This is a genomic window from Streptomyces sp. NPDC019937, from assembly GCF_040631655.1.
In the GTDB taxonomy this organism is placed as follows: Bacteria; Actinomycetota; Actinomycetes; order Streptomycetales; family Streptomycetaceae; genus Streptomyces.
The window spans coordinates 16,188-34,429 of sequence record NZ_JBEYAL010000064.1; the positions used below are offsets into that span (position 1 = coordinate 16,188).

Annotated in this window: 18 protein-coding genes and 1 pseudogene; 12 read left to right on the forward strand and 7 right to left on the reverse strand. The window is 69.4% G+C overall.

Annotated elements, in window-relative coordinates; genetic code table 11:
- Positions 1-660 precede the first annotated feature (660 nt).
- Both ABZ562_RS38165 and ABZ562_RS38170 read left to right on the forward strand, forming a co-directional pair.
- The gene (locus ABZ562_RS38165; RefSeq protein WP_361489172.1) at positions 661-1,503 is read left to right on the forward strand and encodes a hypothetical protein; all 843 of its coding nucleotides are present in this window, start codon (positions 661-663) and stop codon (positions 1,501-1,503) included.
- A gap of 60 nt (positions 1,504-1,563) precedes the next feature.
- Positions 1,564-1,695, forward strand: a pseudogene (locus ABZ562_RS38170) (hypothetical protein); the annotation flags it as partial.
- A 286-nt stretch (positions 1,696-1,981) separates the two neighbouring features.
- Here the strand turns inward: ABZ562_RS38170 and ABZ562_RS38175 are convergent.
- Both ABZ562_RS38175 and ABZ562_RS38180 read right to left on the reverse strand, forming a co-directional pair.
- Positions 1,982-2,503 (reverse strand): hypothetical protein, encoded by a 522-nt coding sequence (locus ABZ562_RS38175; RefSeq protein ID WP_361489174.1) that lies wholly within the window; start codon positions 2,501-2,503, stop codon positions 1,982-1,984.
- 293 nt (positions 2,504-2,796) lie between these two features.
- Entirely contained in the window at positions 2,797-3,192 is a 396-nt protein-coding gene (locus tag ABZ562_RS38180) for a DUF6183 family protein (RefSeq protein ID WP_361489177.1), read from the reverse strand.
- A 929-nt stretch (positions 3,193-4,121) separates the two neighbouring features.
- Here ABZ562_RS38180 and ABZ562_RS38185 point away from each other — a divergent pair.
- From ABZ562_RS38185 to ABZ562_RS38220, 8 genes are all read left to right on the forward strand, one after another.
- A complete protein-coding gene (locus tag ABZ562_RS38185) occupies positions 4,122-4,355 on the forward strand; it encodes an AAA family ATPase (RefSeq protein ID WP_361489179.1) in 234 nt (77 codons plus the stop codon).
- A 10-nt stretch (positions 4,356-4,365) separates the two neighbouring features.
- A complete protein-coding gene (locus tag ABZ562_RS38190; RefSeq protein ID WP_361489182.1) occupies positions 4,366-5,352 on the forward strand; it encodes a cupin domain-containing protein in 987 nt (328 codons plus the stop codon).
- Positions 5,349-5,798, forward strand: coding sequence for a hypothetical protein (locus tag ABZ562_RS38195; RefSeq protein WP_361489185.1), 450 nt, complete (start codon positions 5,349-5,351; stop codon positions 5,796-5,798). Before ABZ562_RS38190 ends, ABZ562_RS38195 begins: the two co-directional genes overlap by 4 nt.
- Positions 5,799-7,924: 2,126 nt before the next feature.
- A complete protein-coding gene (locus ABZ562_RS38200; protein WP_361489188.1) occupies positions 7,925-8,668 on the forward strand; it encodes a hypothetical protein in 744 nt (247 codons plus the stop codon).
- 29 nt (positions 8,669-8,697) lie between these two features.
- Positions 8,698-9,105 carry a hypothetical protein gene (locus ABZ562_RS38205; RefSeq protein ID WP_361489190.1) on the forward strand — a complete coding sequence of 136 codons (408 nt, stop codon included), beginning with the start codon at positions 8,698-8,700 and terminating at the stop codon, positions 9,103-9,105.
- Positions 9,106-9,411: 306 nt separating this feature from the next.
- Complete coding sequence (locus ABZ562_RS38210) at positions 9,412-9,945, forward strand: transposase family protein (protein WP_361489192.1); 534 nt, start codon at positions 9,412-9,414, stop codon at positions 9,943-9,945.
- A 199-nt stretch (positions 9,946-10,144) separates the two neighbouring features.
- On the forward strand, positions 10,145-10,489 hold the full coding sequence (locus tag ABZ562_RS38215) for a Mu transposase C-terminal domain-containing protein (RefSeq protein ID WP_361489193.1): 345 nt from the start codon (positions 10,145-10,147) through the stop codon (positions 10,487-10,489).
- A gap of 348 nt (positions 10,490-10,837) precedes the next feature.
- Complete coding sequence (locus ABZ562_RS38220; RefSeq protein WP_361489196.1) at positions 10,838-11,584, forward strand: ATP-binding protein; 747 nt, start codon at positions 10,838-10,840, stop codon at positions 11,582-11,584.
- Here the strand turns inward: ABZ562_RS38220 and ABZ562_RS38225 are convergent.
- On the reverse strand, positions 11,568-11,969 hold the full coding sequence (locus ABZ562_RS38225) for a hypothetical protein (RefSeq protein ID WP_361489199.1): 402 nt from the start codon (positions 11,967-11,969) through the stop codon (positions 11,568-11,570). The genes ABZ562_RS38220 and ABZ562_RS38225 overlap by 17 nt on opposite strands.
- 257 nt (positions 11,970-12,226) lie before the next feature.
- On the opposite strand from ABZ562_RS38225, the gene ABZ562_RS38230 reads away from it, so the two are divergent.
- Complete coding sequence (locus tag ABZ562_RS38230; protein ID WP_361489201.1) at positions 12,227-12,505, forward strand: hypothetical protein; 279 nt, start codon at positions 12,227-12,229, stop codon at positions 12,503-12,505.
- Here ABZ562_RS38230 and ABZ562_RS38235 read toward each other — a convergent pair.
- Positions 12,502-13,725 carry a helix-turn-helix domain-containing protein gene (locus tag ABZ562_RS38235; RefSeq protein ID WP_361489204.1) on the reverse strand — a complete coding sequence of 408 codons (1,224 nt, stop codon included), beginning with the start codon at positions 13,723-13,725 and terminating at the stop codon, positions 12,502-12,504. The genes ABZ562_RS38230 and ABZ562_RS38235 overlap by 4 nt on opposite strands.
- A gap of 53 nt (positions 13,726-13,778) precedes the next feature.
- Here ABZ562_RS38235 and ABZ562_RS38240 point away from each other — a divergent pair, with 53 nt between their 5' ends.
- Positions 13,779-14,360, forward strand: a complete 582-nt coding sequence (locus tag ABZ562_RS38240; protein WP_361489206.1) for a hypothetical protein — start codon at positions 13,779-13,781, stop codon at positions 14,358-14,360.
- 12 nt (positions 14,361-14,372) lie between these two features.
- On the opposite strand, the gene ABZ562_RS38245 is transcribed toward ABZ562_RS38240, so the two are convergent.
- The 3 genes from ABZ562_RS38245 to ABZ562_RS38255 are packed head-to-tail and all read right to left on the reverse strand — an operon-like array spanning position 14,373 to position 17,648.
- Entirely contained in the window at positions 14,373-17,054 is a 2,682-nt protein-coding gene (locus tag ABZ562_RS38245; RefSeq protein ID WP_361489208.1) for a Helicase associated domain protein, read from the reverse strand.
- A 37-nt stretch (positions 17,055-17,091) separates the two neighbouring features.
- Positions 17,092-17,508 carry a hypothetical protein gene (locus ABZ562_RS38250; protein ID WP_361489211.1) on the reverse strand — a complete coding sequence of 139 codons (417 nt, stop codon included), beginning with the start codon at positions 17,506-17,508 and terminating at the stop codon, positions 17,092-17,094.
- Positions 17,505-17,648 carry a hypothetical protein gene (locus tag ABZ562_RS38255; RefSeq protein WP_361489214.1) on the reverse strand — a complete coding sequence of 48 codons (144 nt, stop codon included), beginning with the start codon at positions 17,646-17,648 and terminating at the stop codon, positions 17,505-17,507. Before ABZ562_RS38255 ends, ABZ562_RS38250 begins: the two co-directional genes overlap by 4 nt.
- Positions 17,649-18,242: the final 594 nt, after the last annotated feature.

Here is an 18,242-nt window from a genome sequence, read left to right on the forward strand (position 1 = left end):
GTCAGCGAGTCCCTTGATGGTGGCGGCGATGCGGTGCTGACCGTTGAGCGAAGGCTTCGTTCGCGCCTGCCGTTGTCCACGTGACTGCGGTGGTTGGAGTGTCGATCGCGTTCACTCGTTCGTGGTTGCCGTCGCCGGGAACCGTGGGCTCGGTGATCTGGCGGGTGGGACGGTTGGCGCCCCGCGACTCCGGAAGTCCTGGGATGTGTGTTCGCCCTCCTACCGGCTGCGTGGTTCTCGAGCTGACTGTGCGGGTCGCATGGGCGAGCAATTCCAGGGGCACCACGGCTATGGCCATCCGCGACCATCTCAACGGTCTCTGGGACGACGAGGACTTCGAGGAGTGGTATCCCAGGGACGGCAAGCTCGCTTGTCACTTGCCCAGTTGGCGACCGTGTCGGTCCTGCAGTTCCTGTTGAAGCTGTCCGACCGGTAGGCCGCCGAGTCCGTCCGCAACCGCATCGACTTCACATACGCCTTGGGCATGGGCTGGAGGACCCGGGCTTCCACCACTGCGTCCTGGCCGACTTCCGTGAGCGTCTGGCGGAGGAGGGCCGAGCCGACAAGCTGCTGGGCCTCGCGCTGGAGAAGATCTGGGCTGTCGGCCTGATCAGGGAACGCGGCCGGCAGCGGACCGACTCCACTCACGTCCTTGCCGCGGTGCGGGGCCTGACCCGCCTGGAGCTGGTCACTGAGGCGATGCGTGCCGCCTTGGAGGAACTCGCCCGCCGGGCGCCGCAGGAGCTGGTCGGCCTCGTGACGGAGGAGTGGGGCAAGCGCTATGGCCGCGCGGCCCGGCTCGGCGATAATCCCTCCAAGCCCAAGACCCAGATCAAGGAGGCCGGCGAGGATGTCCGCCTGCTCCTGCGCTACGTCCACCGATACCTGCCCGCCCTCCGCGACGGCGAGCAGGTCCAGACCCTGCGCCGGATCTCCGTGCAGAACTATTTCATCACCGCCCAGGATCGCCCGAAGTGGCGGGAAGCAGAGGGCGCCGGCCTGCCGCCCTCAGGCGTCGCCATCGTCTCGCCCTACGACCTGAGCGCCCGTTACGCGCGTCGCGCCGAGCGTCGCTGGAAGGGCTTCATGGCGCATGTCACCGAAACGTGCGATTGCCACGCTCCGAGCGTGATCACGGACGTGACCACCACCAAGGCCGCCGTCCACGACCCCAAGGCCCTGCCCGGCATCCTGGCTAACCTCGATCACCGGAACCTGCTGTCGAAGGAGTACTTCGTCGACGGCCGCTACCTCTCCGTCGCACTGAAACAGCAGGTCGCCCGCGAACACGGCGTCGGCCTGGTCGGACCGATCCGGGCCGGGAGCACCTGCCGCTCCCGCAGGGCACCGTCTTCCACCGCGAAGTCTTCACGATCAATTGGGACGCGAAGGAGGTCACCTTCCCGCAGGGCAACGTCAGCCGCCGGTGGGCGACACCGCCGTCCCTCGCGCCCTACGCCAATGTTGAGTTCTCCCCGAACGACTGCCGCCAGTGCCCAGTGAAGGCCGCCTGCACGCGCACCGACGTCCGGAAGGTCAGCTTCCTGCCGCGAGCTCTACGACATTCAGCCCGAGTCCCGGACCGAGCAGCAGACCCAGGAACGGCTCTCGCGCTACTCACTGCGGGCCGCCATCGAGTGCACGATCAGCGAGTTCGTCAACGGCCACGGCATGCGCCAGTGCGGCTACCGCAGCGTAGACAAGGCCCACCTCCAGCACGTTCTGACTGCCATCGCGATCAACCTCGAACGGGTCGGCGTCCACCTGCCGTCGGCACTCGCCCGGCAGTCCCGGAACCCAACCGCTCTCCAGGGCTTCCTCGACTGGCAGCACATCTCCCGGCCCCGGTCCTGGCCCGGCGCCACCCACCCCGCCGGCCGACTTGATCACTCTCGAGGTGATGCCCACCTTGCTCCGGACCCTGCCAAAGCCGATTCCGGCGAAGGACCAGCACTCAACCTGCAGCCGGGAGCGCGCGACCTCAGCTTGTCACATCTCCGTGATCACTGGGCAGGCCAGCTGCAGCCGCCCAGAAGAAGACGTGCCCGCACCTGGGGGACGGCATGCGCGAGCGTTCGGCGAGGACGTTCAGAGCACCACGCAGTTCCCTACTCAGATGGGAAAGCCGGCGGCTGTACTGCCCGCCCCTGTAGGTGTAAAGCCGGAAGACCTTGACGGCGAGTTCGTCGCGGACGTCGGCGAAGGTGTCCGGGAGCCCGGCGAGCAGCTCGAAGTCGCATTTACCGGTCGCCGCGTCAGCCACCGCACTCAGAGGCAGGAGGTCAAGCTCTGCGGCAGACACGGAAGTGTCGACCGCGACGGCATGGGCGACCAGGGCCGCGAAGACCTCGATCAGCCGCTCGCCTTCTGCGATGTCGATGCCCCAGGTCCCCAGGTGCTCGTGACGTCGGGCCTGGCGCCACGCCTCCTCGTCCACCACAGGCAGCAGGACGCGGCCCAGGTGCGCGCAGCGACGCCACAGCATGTCGTGATCGGAGGCCACGGTCGACCCTCCTTAGGGCGAGTGGAACACCTGGGGCCAAGGACCAGCCCGACCGCCGCAGGCCCTCCAACTTCCCACCACGCGCAGTGCACGTACAGAGCGGAAGCCAAGATCCCCGACAGTGTCAGCCTCTCAGGGGCGAGCGGCTGAACGAGTACCGGCGGGTGCTCGCTGCCGCGCTGATAACTCAGTCCCCGACCCATGCGCGGCGGCAGCGAGTGTCCGCTGCCTCCTGGGCAGCCGAGCATCGCTAACCCTTCGTCCACCTCCGGAACTCCCAAGGAGTCCTCGGCTCAGTTCACGGTCGACCCAGTGGGTGATGACTCCAATGCGGGCCATGTTGCCCACCTCGAAATTCCTGACACCTCCGCTTCGGCGACACCTCTGAGTGCTGGTTCGTGGACCAGGCAGGCGCGGAGCTCCTCCGAAGCACCCCCGGTGAACGCCGAGACCAAGCCCCTCGGCTCGTTGCCGGATGCCAGCAACGGCCGTGCAGCGGTCCAGCTTCCGGCGACCCATCTCCGACGATGTGACCAGCCGGAGCCGACACCACGCGCTCCACCAGATGCGGCCTGTACCAGTCGGATATCTGAAGGTGCGCTGCCGTACCCATGTGCAGCCCGACGGCCGAGAATACGACTGGGACGTCCTGGTGGGCCCGGGCCCTGGCACGTTCGCGGAAGTCGCACTGACGGAGGACGGGCAGGGCCTCCTTGTACGCCAGTACCGGCCCGGGCCGCGCACGGTCATGCCGCCTTACGTCGTCTTGGGCGCTGCTGGTACGCACAGCCATGCCAGGCCTGCGGCCATCAGGTAGGCGAGGGCGCCGATGGACATGCTGGCGCGGAGTCCGGTGCTGTAGTCGGTGCTGGTGGCAAGGAGGCTGCCGCCGAGGGCTACGCCGGTGGCGCTGCCGATCTGTCGTGCCGGTTGCCCGGTGTGAGTGGGTGCGTTGGTGGTGTTGGGTGGGTGTCAGCGGTGTGGGGGTGTTGGGGGCCTGGTCACGGGAGGTGGATGCGACTCGGTCGGTTGTCATGGGGTGACCAAGCGGTTGCTGTTTTTCGAGCAGTGTGAAGGTAGGTCGGCTGTCGTGGAGGTGGCTGTTTCTATCGTTTGAAGGACAACCGCGGGGTCGTCCGCGGGACTCGGACGCGGCAGTGGACTGGCGAAGGAGCTCCAGTGAGGGCACCTGACGGGCTGGATGAGTTTCGCTGGCGGTGGATGCTTCTTCGCCGTCCGAGGGCTGAGTGGTTCTTCCTGCTGCACGCCGCGACGCGCCTGCAGGTTTCCAGACCATTCGCGTCTACGGCTGTGACGGGATATCTGATGCGCGGCTGGTGTGGAAGGTCTGTCACGAGTGCGAGCGGGGCGTCATCTCGAAAATCTCGCTCTCTTCCGGAAGTGCAGCGGCGAGGTCTTGGCACACGCCTCGTCGACAGGGCACTCCTGGACGGTCCTGGCTATCACTGGACTACCAGCAGCCAGTCCCCGGATGGTCGGGCGTTGTTCCGGGCGGTGACAGCACGCACCGGCGCCGAATGTCGACAGGGACGGGACCGGATCCAGCAATGGCACCCGCGACAGGTCCGCCCCGTACGTCGACCTGCCCGATGCCTCCGTGGTCACCGCCCGGGCGCTGCTGGCGGCGCGGGAGAACATCACCGACACCGTCGCCGCCCGCGCCATGATGTGTATCCACGGCGGCGCCGGTTTCGGCAAGACCCTCGCCGTCAACACATGCCTGGGTGAACTCGAACCCGGAGAGGACGTCCGCAAAATCATCTTCCGGGCCCGGCCCACCGCCCGCGCGGTGCGCTACGAACTGTTCACCCGCCCTCGCCCTCGCCGGTGAACCGCCGCGCATGCGGCTGTCCCGCGACGGCGAGACGCTGCTGGTCGGCGCATACACCACGCCGGTGGCCACCCGCCGGCACACCGTGTGGCACCGCCTCCACCCGGCCGAACTGCACGCCCGCCTGACCGAGGGCGCATCCCTCACGCTGGACAGCGTCGACGAACTCCACCCGCCGCTCGCCCGGCTCGCCGAAGAGATCGAGCGCGAACTACATACCCGCGTGCAGGCGAACCTCTACGCCTCCTGGAGCGCCACCGAGGGCTTCGGCATCCACTGGGACGACCACGACACGATCGTGGTCCAGCTGGACGGCGCGAAACGCTGGAGGATCTACGGCACCACCCGCCCGTTTCCGCTGTACCGCGACCTCGAGGACCCGGGCGAGGCGCCCACCGAACCGGTCGCCGACATGGTCCTGCGGCCGGGCGACGTCCTGTACGTGCCGCGCGGCGTGTGGCACGCGGTCTCCGCCGACCAGGGCACCCGCTCCCTGCACGTCACCTGCGGACTGCAGACCCACACCGCGACCGACCTGATGGCGTGGGTATCCGAGCAGCTGCTCACGCACGAGGACTGGCGGCGCGACCTGCCGCTGCTCGCCCCGCCGGACGTCCAGGCCGACGCCGTGGACGGGATGCGCAAGCGAATCGCCGAACTGCTGGACGATCCCGGGCCGCTCGCCCGCTGCCGCCCCCAACTACGCCACCGGCCGCGCCCAGGACTTGCTGGCTCCGGCCCTGGCCACCCACCCGTCCCTGCGGATCGCAACGAAGGCCGGCTACTTCACCGCAGCCACCGGCGCCGACGCCATGAACGCCGGCGTCCTCACCGAGGACCAAGCCGTCACCGGGCACAGCCTCGCCCCGGACTACGTGCGCTGGCAGATCCGCCGCAACCGCGAGCAGCTCGGGCGCGTGCGGCCGGACCTGGTCCTGCTGCACAACCCCGAGCGCGCCCACCCCGGGCGACCGCTACGCCCTGCACCGGGCGATGAGGGACGCGTTCGTCGTCATGGAGGAAGAGACGGCGGCCGGACATCTCGCCGGGTACGGGGTCACCACCTGGGCGGGCCTGGAAGAGGAAGCGTTCACGGTGAGGGAGCTGCTCGCCCTGGCCGCCGAAGCCGCCGGCGGACAGCACCACCTGGCCGCCATCCAGCTCCCGGCCAGCCTGGTGATGATGACACCGATCGTCCAGGCCCTCCACGGCCGGGGCCCGCTCCCGGCCGCCGCCGGCGCGGGCCTGCGGGTGATGGTCTCCGCCCCGCTGCACGGCGGGGAACTGCCCGGCATGGTCGACCAGGAGCTCGCCGACCTCATCCGGCCGGGCCTGACACTCGCACAAACGTGCGTCCTCGGTTGGTGGGAGCGGAGAGCAGGGCGAGTCCCGCTGGAGTGGCGGTGTGGCGGGCGTTCTTGCCGTCGCGAAGGAGGGCCGTGAGGCCGGCGTTGCGCAGGATGGTGGCGTGTTCACTGGCGCTGGCCAGGGAGATACAGGCGTGTTCGGCGAGCTGGGTAGTAGTACTGCCGGGATGATCAGCGATCACGCTCATCACGGTGGCCCGGGCGCGGCCGAGTAGTGCGGTTAGAGACTGGGATGGTTCTGCCAGGGCAGTTGCGGTGACGCTGGCCGGGTCCGCGGATAGCCGGTGGTCTGAGCGGATAGGGAAAGTGATCCACGGCTGTGGCTCCGTCCTGTCGCAGAGAGCGGGGTAGTGCGACCCGAACAGGGTGGGAATGAGCAGCAGCCCGCGGCCGTCGAGGTAAACATCGCCACTGCGCCCGGAGGCCATGGTGACGTGCAGTACGGGGGGCTCCCAGCTGATTCGGCGCGGGTTGAGTTCACGCAGGAGGCGCTCCACTCCTTGTTCGCTCAGATGCCTCAGACGAAGGGCCCGGTCCGCGTAGGCAAGCCGGTCGATCTGTGGCCAGTACGGTGCGATGAAGCGCTCGTGAGCCTCCTCGACCAAGGCAGCGAGTTGCTGAACGAACAGGGGCTCCTGGCTGGCCCGGTATGTGTCCGGTGATAGCCGTGCAGCGCCCTGCCCTGCCCATTCCTGAAGATCTTTGCGTACACGCTTTGTCGGAGTGGAACGCAATTGCTCCACAAGGTCGGCCGTGCTCCCTTCGCCGGCCAGGCTGAGGAATTCCACCGCCGCACCAGTCGGCGGAATCAACTCGAACAGGGGTCGGAAATGTGGGCGGAGCTGCCTGGCCGCGCGATCTCGCCAGGCGTCGAAGTGCACAGAATGCGATCTTTCCTGCAACAGCCGGATCCCGATGTCCAGCTCAACCAACGGACGAGGACCCGAGGCCAGACGAGTACGGGCCAAGTCCTCAGCGGTGAAATGGATATGCAACGCCACACCCGTGATTCTTCCCGGTGGCCTCGCTTCGGACGAGACCGAAACGAGTCGACGTGACCATGCCATCGGTCGATGCTGTAGTTGCAACAGGACGACCCGGACGGAATCCCAGGCGGGACCCGGTCGGTTCTGGCTCTTGGTCACAGAGGCGCAGCCACTCCCGGCGTCATGCTCCGAGGTTGGCCAGAAGCCACCAGTCCGCTGCTCAGCAGAGTTCAGAAGTTCATCCACATCCGCAGCGTCTACGGAAGGATTCAATATGAGAAAGGCATTGACGGTAGTGGCAACTACCGTCCTGGCCGTGTTGGGTGTGATCGCGATCCCTGGAGCGGCTCATGCGACGGCGAGTGGCTGTACAGGTTCGGATCTGGGACAGCTGTGTCAGACGACGTACGGTGACAGCTACCACGTGGGTAGGGTCGAAGCCTACGTCAACAGCGGCTACCGGTGCGACATCGGGCTCATGGTGACCGGGACCCTCAGAACCGGATCGGCCTACAGCTCGGCCAAGTGGACTTCGTGCAGCTCGGCTCCGAGCGCCACATGGTCCATCAACAACGAGTTCAAGGACGGTTCGCAACTGTGCGTCAAGGTTCGGACGAGGGCCGGGAGCTGGTTACCTGACCGGGCCTGCATCGAGATCGAGGCGTAATGACGCTTGGGGCGGGCATCTGAAGGCATGGCCTGGGACAGAGACATTCGATCAGGCGTGTTGTCGCTGGTGAGGATGTTGGTGTGGGGCCAGGGACTGACATAGGGGTGCCGTGGCCGAACCGCAGCCGCTCCTCACCTTTGTAGCCAGGGCCGGATACCCCGTCCGGGACCGCTGTTGCACCACCGTGTTGCAGGGCCTCACACACGAGACCCCGGGACCATCGCGGCCCCGGGGTCTCGCACACTCCGGCCCACCGTGACGTGCGATCTCTTGGTTTGGTGTCGGTGGTGGTGAGTGTCGGTGGTGGTGTTCTGGGTCTGGGGTGTGTCTGGGCTGGTCAGTGGTGGTTTGTGGGTGGGTGGTTTGCTGTCATGAGATGTGAGATTGAGGGATGGGATCGCTGTCGTGGGGCTTTATCGCACGACAGCTGATGCTGTATCAGGTTCGAGTGTTCTTACGCGTTGGGGTGGGCTGGGTCGGTGTGATCGTGGGGTGGATCAAGAGGTAAGGGCCGGGCGTGGGCCTGTGCTGCCCAGGGGGTTGGTGGTGCGTCGTCTGCTGGAGCGGCAGCAGGCGGGGGAGCTGGCCACGCGGCATGTGCGTGCGGTCGCTGAGACGGTGGGTGTTTCCGAGTGTACGGTGTGGCGCTGGCTGGAGCAGGTGAAGGCGACCGGGCGGACGGAGGCGCCGGTCCGGCAGGGGTATGCGGTGTCGGACGAGGTGTGGGCGCTGCTGGGCGAGGTGGGAGGGAATGTCGCTGAGCTGAGGCGCCGGCTGGCCGCGGCTGGCGGCGTGGCCTCGGTTCCGTCGGCGTCGACGCTGCACCGGGTGATCCGTAGGGACCGCCGGGCGGGCCGGGCTTTGCTAGTCGAGCGGGAACCGGTAGTGGCCGGGCCGAGCAGGCTGGATCCGCTCAGCGAGCTCGGCCTGAACGTCGTGGCCGGCCAAGGCACAGGCGGGCAGGTTTTTCTGCGGGAGCAGAAGCATCTGGCGCAGGTCCCGGTCCTGGTGCCGGGCGCGCAGGTGGTGCACACGCCTGCTGTGCGGTCGGTGCTGCGGACGGTCGCGCACGCGGCCGCGGTGGGGGCGGTCGTGTGCCTGTACGGCGATGCCGGCCAGGGCAAGACCGTCGCGCTGCAGTACGCCCTGTCCCAGCTGCCGCACCCGGCCCGGGTCCGCCGGGTCCACGTCGGTGTGTGCACCCGACGGTGCCCGAACTGCGCCGGGTGCCCGCGGACGCCCTGGAGCCGGGCAGGCGTCTGCCGCGCGGGGCGGGGGAGGCCGACCTGATGCCGGTGAACGCGCTACGACAGCCTCGTGTGCTGGTACTGGACCAGGCACAGCGCCTTCCTGGGCCGGCGCTGGAGTTTCTGCGTGGGTTGTGGGACCACCCGGACACGGACACGGCACTTGTGCTCGCGGGTTCGGGCAGCGAACGGGCGCTGCGCCGTGTGCCTGCGCTTGCCTCTCGGGTGCTGACCTGGGAGCTGGTGCCGCGCCTCGGCCGGCCGGAGGTGGCCACCGTGATGGCTGCCTTCCACCCCCTGTGGGAGGACGTGACCGAGGACGATGTCGCGTGGGTGGATGAGCATGTGGGGCACGGCGATTTCCGGACCTGGGCGAAGTTGACCTCGCACCTGACCGCCGAGACCTATGGCAGGAGCCGGGCGGTGGTGGACCGCCGGATGCTGGAGCGGGCCTGCGCGCGGCTCATGGGGCCGCTGTGACGGGCGCGGCCGGGCGGGGAGAGGGCGATTCCCGCTCCGGCATGCACGGGGAGGACAGGGGTGTGCGGGCAGGCCTGCCTTCTTCTTCCCTGTCGGCACTGCGCGGCCCTGCCGTGCGCAGGCTGCTCGCCCTGCGGCAGGAACAGAAACTGACGACCCGACATATACGGCTGGTGGCGGAGTCGTTGGAAGTGACCGAGCGCACGGTAGGGCGGTGGCTTGCCGCTGCCGAGCGTGACGAGTCCGCGGCCGCAGAACCCGGGGCGCGGGCCCAGAGTAAAGACCGCTTCTCCGCCACCCCGGGAGGTGCGTCGCCTGCTGGCCTTGTGGAAGGGCAACGTCGCGGCCGTCCATCGTGAGCTGATCGCTCGCACAGCGAAGGGCGAGGGTGAGCTGCTCCCGTCGGTTCCGACGCTGCACCGGGCGATCCAGCGGGATCTGACACCGGGGGAGCGGGCCGGGCTCGCGGGAGGAGAGCGCGCGGCGCGCAAGCACGATGTGTTCCTGGCCCGGCCGCAGGGCTGGCGTAACAAGGTGTGGGAGACCGACCACGTACAGGCCCCGGTTCTGGTCGACATCGACGGCAAGCCCCGCAGGCCGTGGATCACCTGGTTCACCGACTGCGCCACCAACGCGATCACCGGCATTGCCGTCACGCCCGGGCATCCGTCGCGGGAGTCGGTGCTGGCCGCGCTGCGCTCCGCCGTCCTGCGCGAGGAGCCGTACGGTCCGTTCGGTGGTCTGCCCGAGAAGGTACGGGTGGACCGTGGCAAGGATTTCCTGTCCCGGACGGTGACCGCCGCTTTCGATCTCCCGGACGTGACGGTCTCCCGGACGTGACGGTGGAGGACCTGCCCGCCCACACCCCTCACCACAAGGGCACCGTGGAGGGGTTGAACCGGGCGGTGGAGAGCATGTTCCTGGCCGCGCTGCCCGGCTACACCCGCCAGCCGCGCCCCGGCAAACGCCCCTCCCGGCCGAAGGACGAAGTGCTGCTCAGCTTCGAGGACTTCACCGCCCGGTTGCTGGACTGGACACGGTGGTGGAATACCGGCACCACCCCTCACCGCTGCGGGGCAGGACTCCGCTTCAGGCCTGGCAGGACGATCCCACCCCGCTGCGGGATCTGCCGGCCGCGGACCTGTGGACGTTCACCCTGGAAGACGCCGGCACCCGCACGCTGACCACCCGCGGAGTCCGCTTCCACAGACGCGACTACGTGGGGCCGTGGATGACCGGCCAGGCCGGGATCCAGGTCCGCATCCGCTTCATGCCCCACCACGACCGCCGCATCGAGGTCTACCACGCCGCCACCGGCCGCTACCTCGGTCCTGCGGACCTGGCCGACCAGGCAACTGAAGAACAACTCAGCGCCGTACGGTGAGCCCGGGCCGCCCGCCGCCTGAAGAAGGACCTCGAAGCTGCCCAGCGCGAGCGCTACGCCACCGCCCCCCCCCAGGCCGAACCCCCTCGTCGGCTCGGCGCACTGACCGGTGCACAGGCCGACACCGAACTCGCCCGGAATGCCGGCACCAGCCTGTCGCAGCTGGCGCTGCCGGACGTCATCCCGCCCGCCGCACCCCCGGCCGACTGGCCCACCCCGCCATCCCTGGCCGCGCTGACCACGACGGCCCGCCCCGCTCCCGCCAGGCCGTGACTCCACCCCCGCAGTCCCCGACGGCCCGGCCGGACGGGCCGTACCCTCCTCCACCGACGAAGACGGAGACGCCTCGTGACCGTGGCCACTTACCAGTACGTCGACCTGCCCGACGCCTCCGTGGTCACCACCCGCGCCCTGCTCACCGCCCGCGAGAACATCCGCGACACCGTCGCCGCCCGCGCGATGATGTGCATCCACGGCGGCGCCGGCTTCGGCAAAACCCTCGCCGTCAACACCTGCCTGCGCGAACTCGAACCCGCCGGCGAGGACGTCCGCAAGATCACCTTCCGGGCCCGGCCCACCGCCCGAGCGGTGCGCTACGAACTGTTCACCGCCCTCGACCTGACCGGCGAGCCACCGCGCCACCCCAGCGAATTCGACCGCCTGCTGAAGACCGCCCCGGCCGAACGCCCCCGCACCTTCCTCGTCGACGAGGCCCAGTGGCTCAACGGCGAGGCGTTCGAGTACTTCCGCTACCTGTGGGACGAACCCTCCACCCAGCTCGCGATCACCTTCGTCGGCGGCGAGGGCTGCCACACCGTGCTGCGCCGCGAACCGATGCTCTCCTCCCGCATCTTCATCTGGCAGCACTTCACCCGCCTCACACCCAGCGAAGTCCTCGAGGCCATCCCTCTGTTCCACCCCATCTGGGCCGACGCCGACCCCGACGACATCACCTTCGCCGACAGCCACGCCGCACACGGCAACTTCCGCGCCTGGGCCCAACTGACCGCCCACACCCGCACCGCCCTGGCACCCACCGGCCGCCCCCGCGTCGACCAGGAACTGCTGCGCTGGGCCTTCAGCCGCCTCGCCTGACCACCACACCACCATGCCCCTCGCCGCGCCACCGCCGCCCCTCACCGTGGTCATCGACCGCCATGACGACGCGATCCACACCCACACCACCCTGGCTGCCCACCACCCGCCGTCCGGCAGGATCACCCTGCACCCCGGCCCGGGCACCACCAGCGAAACCGGCCTCGCCCATGACCTTCTTGCCGCCCTGGGCAAACCGCCCCTGCTCCCGGGCCGCTTTCCCAGCGGCCGTCAGCCCGCCTGGGAAGCCGCCACCGCCTGGATCACTGCCCTGCCCGTCACCCGGCTGACTGCCCTGCGCGCCCACCGCCTCACCGCCCGCCGCACTATGCGCCTCCTGGAGCTGCGCGCCCTCACTGGCACCCACCTGACCCTGGTCTGCCACCGCCCGCACCTTCCTGCCGCTCTGCACCAAGCCCTGCGGACAGTCGACTACTCCGTCACTGCCGACTTCGAGGCAGCCCGCCGCCACTGCTACGGCACGTCTATCACCGAACCCCCGCCCGCAGACGAGTCCGCCGGGCCGGCCAGCCGGTGGCTCACCCTGCCCGCGCTGGACCGCCTCGTCTCCTACGACAGCCCCCGCCCCTGCACCGCCCCGTACACGCCGCCCCGATCATCTAGCGGCACCGCCCACCGCCCGTGCCTATCACCGCACACACCGCCCACAAGGTCGCCCACCGGCTTCACACGGCGACCGCACATCCTCGCCTGGCCGCGGCCGTCGCCGCCGCGCTGTTCACCAGCGCCTCCCTCCAGCAACTCGCCACCGCCCGCCCCCGCGACTACGACGATGCCGCGGCCACGCTTGCCCTGCCCGACCGCGCCCGCTACACCCACGGGCTGCGCCACCCACCCCGTACCACCCTGGGCCAGCGTCTTCCTGCGGGCCGCGGCCTGCTCCACCCGGCTCGTCTCTAACGAGGACCAGGAACTGCTCGCCACGCCAGGTGACCGTGCGCACCTGCTGCGCGGGGCGGAGACAGCCAGGCTGCGCCCACCCCAGCCGCCCACAGCCCGCCGCAAAGGCCCGGTCGGCCGTGTGGAGTGGGACTGGCGCGAGCGGCAGGAAGCCGAGAGGTACGAAGCGATTCCGGCCGGCCGAGCCAGGCCCTCACGACGCTGAACACCCTGACGTGGCCACGCGCGACGGGCCAGGCCCAGCCGATGGAGAAGCCAGCGAACTCGACGTCGCTGAAAGCCACGTGCAAGCCGTGGGCCCGGCGGCCCCACTCGCGAAAGTAGCCATGTCCCAGCGCACGGGCGAGGATCACCATCTGCTGCTGCTCGCCCGCGCCGGCATCCCGAGCGGCGAACAGCTCCCGAGCCACCTCTCCCGGCAGATCCTGGGTGATCCACCGCACCCGCGGATCATCCGAGGAGCCTGCAGGAGCCGCGAATCCGAATCGCGCACGGGTATGGAAGACGAAGCCCTCCGCCTCTGCCTGGGCGCGTCGACGGGCCCGTACTCGGGGCTGCCACCGGGCCAGGACCGCTTCCTCGATCGCCTGCACCTGCATCGGACCCGGCGGACGACGCACTCCCGGCTTCTTCGTCACCCACCGCTGCACGGTGCGCTGCGATACCCCCAGCACGGTGGCGACCCGCCGAGTGGAACCACCGTGTGATGCCAGCAGAAACCGCAGGCGGGCCTCGGCGCTTGCAGGAACGGGCCGGGTGCGTAACACGCGCTCCAACCCCTGCTCGATCTGTCCCACATCCGCCTCTCGAAGCGGCCAGCCGCCAGGGCCGGCATCTGCAGTCCGTCGTGTCAGTCCTCCCACGTCGCCTGCCCCTGCCTGCCCGTTCTTGCATTCTCGGGACAGCACTGGCTGCCGCAACATATGAGCCCTTGGACGAGCACCGGCGACAAGCCGACGGCACGGGTCACGATGGAGCCGCCAGCGTCCCGGTGCTGTCCTTCGACACGCACATGAGCCATCGATCCGTACGCCGACAGCGCCACCGCCCTGGTCGCCCGCATCTCCGGCGAGAGCGAAGAGCCGGTATCCTGCCCGCGGGGCTGACGCCCTGGGCTTCGCCGACGCCCACACCGCACCCGGACACCCACACTGCCCGGACCACTGGTGGAAGGTCTTCCGGGACCGACGGACCGCTTGACGAGCACCTTGAGGATCCATCGAGCCGGGGTTGCCGTGTGGGGGCGAGGACCCGGTGCCGAGAGGACCCCTCCATGACCAAGCGCACCACCGAGCAGCAGCGCGCCCGCGAACTCCAGCGCACCGCACGCGAGCAGGGCACAGACCTCAGCTACCACGAAGCCCTCAACTGGGTACGTGATGCCGCCGAGGCGCAGGCCAAGTTTCCGGGCAAAATTGCCGTCCCTGTGCCGCACGATCACTGCGTCATGATCTTCGGAGCGGACACGGACCCCGAGTACCTCCGCAACGCGATCACGCCGCTTTCCGCAACCGAAGTCGAGCTCCGTAACGAACTCCTCCAGCGGAGGAACGCTCTGATGGACGACCACTCCAAGGCGGAGATCATTGCCATGATCCTCAGGAGGTGGCGCTATCCGGGCGAGAATCTCGCACGCTGGACCAAGCAGGAGCTCGCCAACGAGCTGGTGGACGGCGAGGACGGCCGCGAGCGCTACGAGGCGTACGGGCGGGTGACACTGCATAACGGAAAGCCAACGTCCGGCTCACGCTCCCTTTGCGGAGGCGTCGGCTGCTTCGGCCACGACAACGCGACGCCCTGGCCGGAAACCCGCGCACGCTTCCGCGCCCAAGAGCCCTGCATCGACGCACAGTAACCCGAGCAGCCTTTACACCCTCGCCCATTCCAGACCGAGGCCGGCAAGGGCGGCGAGCTGTTCGGAGGTGAGCTTCTCCCGCCTCGACTTGGTGTTCGAGATCCACACTCCCAGTTTCACCGGCACTGGCTCCGTCTCGCCGTCTACCACGATTTCCTCAGCGTGACCGCGCGGCACGGGCCGGTCCGCGCCTTCCCGTTCCACCCATTGTGTGAGGGCCGCGAGACCGCGCTGGAACGCCTGCTGCGCCTTGCTCGGCCCCTTCTCCGTGCTGCTCGCCGCCGGAGCTGAGACCGGGGCCGGGGCGGGAGGCGGCGCCTGAATGCCCAGTGCGGTCAGCCGGTCCTGCTGCTCGGGCAGGAGCTGCGCCCAAGTGCCCGGCTCCTGCTGCCGCCACCTCCAGGTGCCGATGTCATCGCCGTCGTAGACGACGCCCGGCGCGATGTAGGGCAGGACGCCGTCGGCGTCGACCAGGTCGGCAAGCACGCGGTAGTGGCGCTGCCAGCTCAGCGGCCACGGGCAGTCCCAGTCCGGGTCGATCGCCGCCAGCTGCTGCGCGCGTGCGGCGGCCCGCTTCGGGTCCTTCCCGAGGCCGCCCTTCCGGCGAAGGTTCGCCATGTGCTGCCCGATGGGCACCATTGCCTCGCCCTCGCCCCACACCGCGTCCTGCCGCGGCGCGAGATGCCCGGTTGCCCGCCGGTAGGACCGCAGGGCGGCCAGCTTGGCTTCCCACGCCTCCTCGCCCGGTTCCCAGACCATCCCGGCCTCCGGCGCGTCCAGCAGCGTCTTACGCCGCTCCTCCAGCTCCTCGGCCCGCAGCGCCTTCCGCTGCTGGTGCACCCACCGCCCAAGGGGGAAGTCCTTCGTGACCCCGACCTCGACCTCCACGTCATACGGGACGGCGTAGACGCCGGTGATCTGGTTCTCCGCCCGCCACCGCAGCAGCGCCTGGTAGCCCTCCAACCACACCAGCGACTCCGGCCGGTACACCCGGGTCCGCAGGAACGCCGCGATGGTCGCCGCGTCCCGGGGAGAGGAGAAATGGAGCAGGGCCGACTCGGCAGCGGCGTCGGTGTCGTCGTGCTCCTGGTCCTCGCCGTCGCTCTCGCCGCCGGCCCCGACGATCCGCCCGTCCTCGTCACGCTGCACGTGGACTTTGCGCTTGCCGCTGGTGAGCGCGCGGGAGGCGAGCTGCTCGACCAGGCGCTCATCATGCGAGCGCAGGCCCTGGAGCACGGCTACGAGGGGACGGAAGCTGGCGCTGGCGACCATGTCGGTGGGGTCCTCGTCCGGTTCCAGGAACACCGGGACGATGATCCTGGCGACCTTGGTGGAGCCGTCCTTGTTGAGGCGGAGTGCCCGGCCGATGTTCTGCACGATCTCCACCTGGGAGCCACGGGTGTCGGCGAAGCAGATCGAGTCGACTCCCCGCTCGCCGGTGATGTCTACGCCTTCCCCGAGCACGCGAACGCTGGCAAGGAAGGCGCGGTGCATCCGGCGTCCGGCCGCGTCGATGCCGCCTGCGAACTGGCGGATCTTCTCGCGCCGTTCGGCGACGGTGTGGTCGCCGCACAGCCACGCCGACCAGACACGGTCCGGCGGGACGTGGCGGCTGGCCTCCAGCTCATAGAACTCCGCGTCGATCGAGGACGCGGGCAGCTTGTCGGCGGCGGCCAGGTCCTCATCGGTGGCGTCGCTCATGTACAGCTCGGCGGCCGTCTCCGGGAGCTTGTCCGCGAAGGCCGCCGCTTCCTCGACCTTCTGGTGGAAGGTCATGACCGTACGCAGGTTGTACGCGGCGGCGTGCTCCAGGAGGGCGGTCTGCAGGAGCGCCAGGCGCCGGCCGCGCCGCGCCTCTTCGGACTCCCCGAGGACGGGGGAGGGGTCGCGGATCTCCAGGACGTCGATCTCGAATCCGGCGAGGATCTCCCGCTCGATCGCCTCGCTCAGACCGAGCTCGGCGAGCCACGCGCCGTAGGTGCCCTCCGGGTCGTCGGCCATGGTCGCGATCTCCGCCTCCTGGCCGTCCGCGCCCCTCTGCGGGCGGGCCGCGGCGAGGATGCGCGGGGTCGCGGTCAGGTAGAGCCGGAAGTCGGCCGGGATCCGCTGGTTGTCATGGATCGCCGCCCACGGCCGCCCAAGATCACCGGCGGTGCCATGGGCCTCATCCACGATCGCGAGGTCGAAGCCCGCCATGCGCTGGCCGTAGAGCCGCTCCCCGCCCGCCAGAGCGGCCTCCAGCGGCCCGCGAACCTTCTGCTGGCCCTCGGGTGCGTCGATGTCCTCGCGGTCCACGAGAGAGGCGTACGTGGCGAACACGACCACGGGCCCGGACCCGGCCCACAGGGCGAGTCGGATCGGGTTCGTGGTGGTCCGCACCCCCAGCGCGTTCAGCACCGCATCGTTCTCCAGCGAGCACACCGCGACCATCGGGGCCCGGTGGCCCACCAGGCGCCACGCCTGGGCGGTCTGGGCGAGCAGGTCCAGGGTCGGGACGGTCACGAGGATCCGGCCGTCCGCGAACGACTCCAGCGCGCACGCGGCGGCCGTGATCGTCTTGCCCGAGCCGGTCGCTGACACGATCGTGCCCCGGGCACCCTGCGGGGGCACAGATGACCTTGCAGGGAATCCCACCCACTTACGAAACGCGGAGCGCTGATCTAGCTGGTGTTCCTTGAGCTGAATAGCTGACATTCCCATGCCTCCCCGAGCGCTGAATTCCTGTGGTCTTTCAGAGGACCGCGTGCGGAATGCAGGCCGCGCCCAAGTCGTTCCAGATCGACGCATCCGCCTTGTGCCAGCCACCCGGCTTTCCGTCCTTGAACGGCGGCTTGTCGTCCACGTCGTAGTGACCGGCATCGAGCGTGCAGACGATGACGTCCCCGTCCGCGTTCCGCGTCCGGGCCGTGCACAGACCGTCGGCTTCGCCCAGCGCATCCAGCACCCGGCGCCGCGCTGTGGTGTGCGGATACGTGCGCGGCAACACGTTCTCCCGGACGAACCGCTCCAGCCGCACCAGGCCCGCCCACTCACGCTGCCTCACGTCCGCGATGTGTACGGCCAGTTCAGCAGCCCCGGCTGACCGGCCGCCGCGCCGCGACCAGTCCCGGTCCGCGATGCCCACCAGGGCCTCGCTCACGGCCCTCACGCCGTCATCCCAGCCATCCGCGAACAGCGAGCCCCGAGGGCCGGCGCCATGCCGTCCAGCTCCACCACCTGGCACTGAGCCCCGGCGACCGCCCCGGCCTCCAGCGCGGCCACCAGGTCGTCCGCCTCGCTCGCGGCCACGCCCTTGCGCCTCCAGGAGCGCGGACACCTTCAACCGGGCGTTGACGCCTGCCGTCTGGTACTGCGTCACCCGGCGTAGAGAATCGCTGCTCAACGCGGGATCGGGGCCGGTAGAATCGTGATGACCGGTCATCTGCGGTCGTTCCTCTCGGAATTCTGGGGCGGTTCCCGGATGGTTGGGGGGCATCTCGTGTTTCCGCCAACGGTACATGCTGCATCAACCTGATGCAGGCGGTATAGTGGAACCCACTCGAACGAGCGACCCCCCACCCCAGTAGCCAGCCCGGCCCGCGTCAGCGGGCCCCAACGGTTCTGGAGGCGCAGCCGGAAGGACCGTCAGGCGGGGGAGCGCAGCGGACCCGCCGGGTAGTGCGGAGCACTACCCAATTCCCATAGCAACAGCGGGTGTTGTACGGCGAAACTGGAGCGCAACGGGCTTCGCTAGTTCGGGGCGAAGCCCCGAACTCGGGTCGCGATGCGACCCGTTGAGCGAGCGAAGCGAGCGGGCGGACCCGCGGAGCGGGTCCGCAACTTCCCCGCGAAGCGGGGAAGTTCGTTCATTCGCGCGCAGCGCGAAGGGACCCGCTCCGCGGG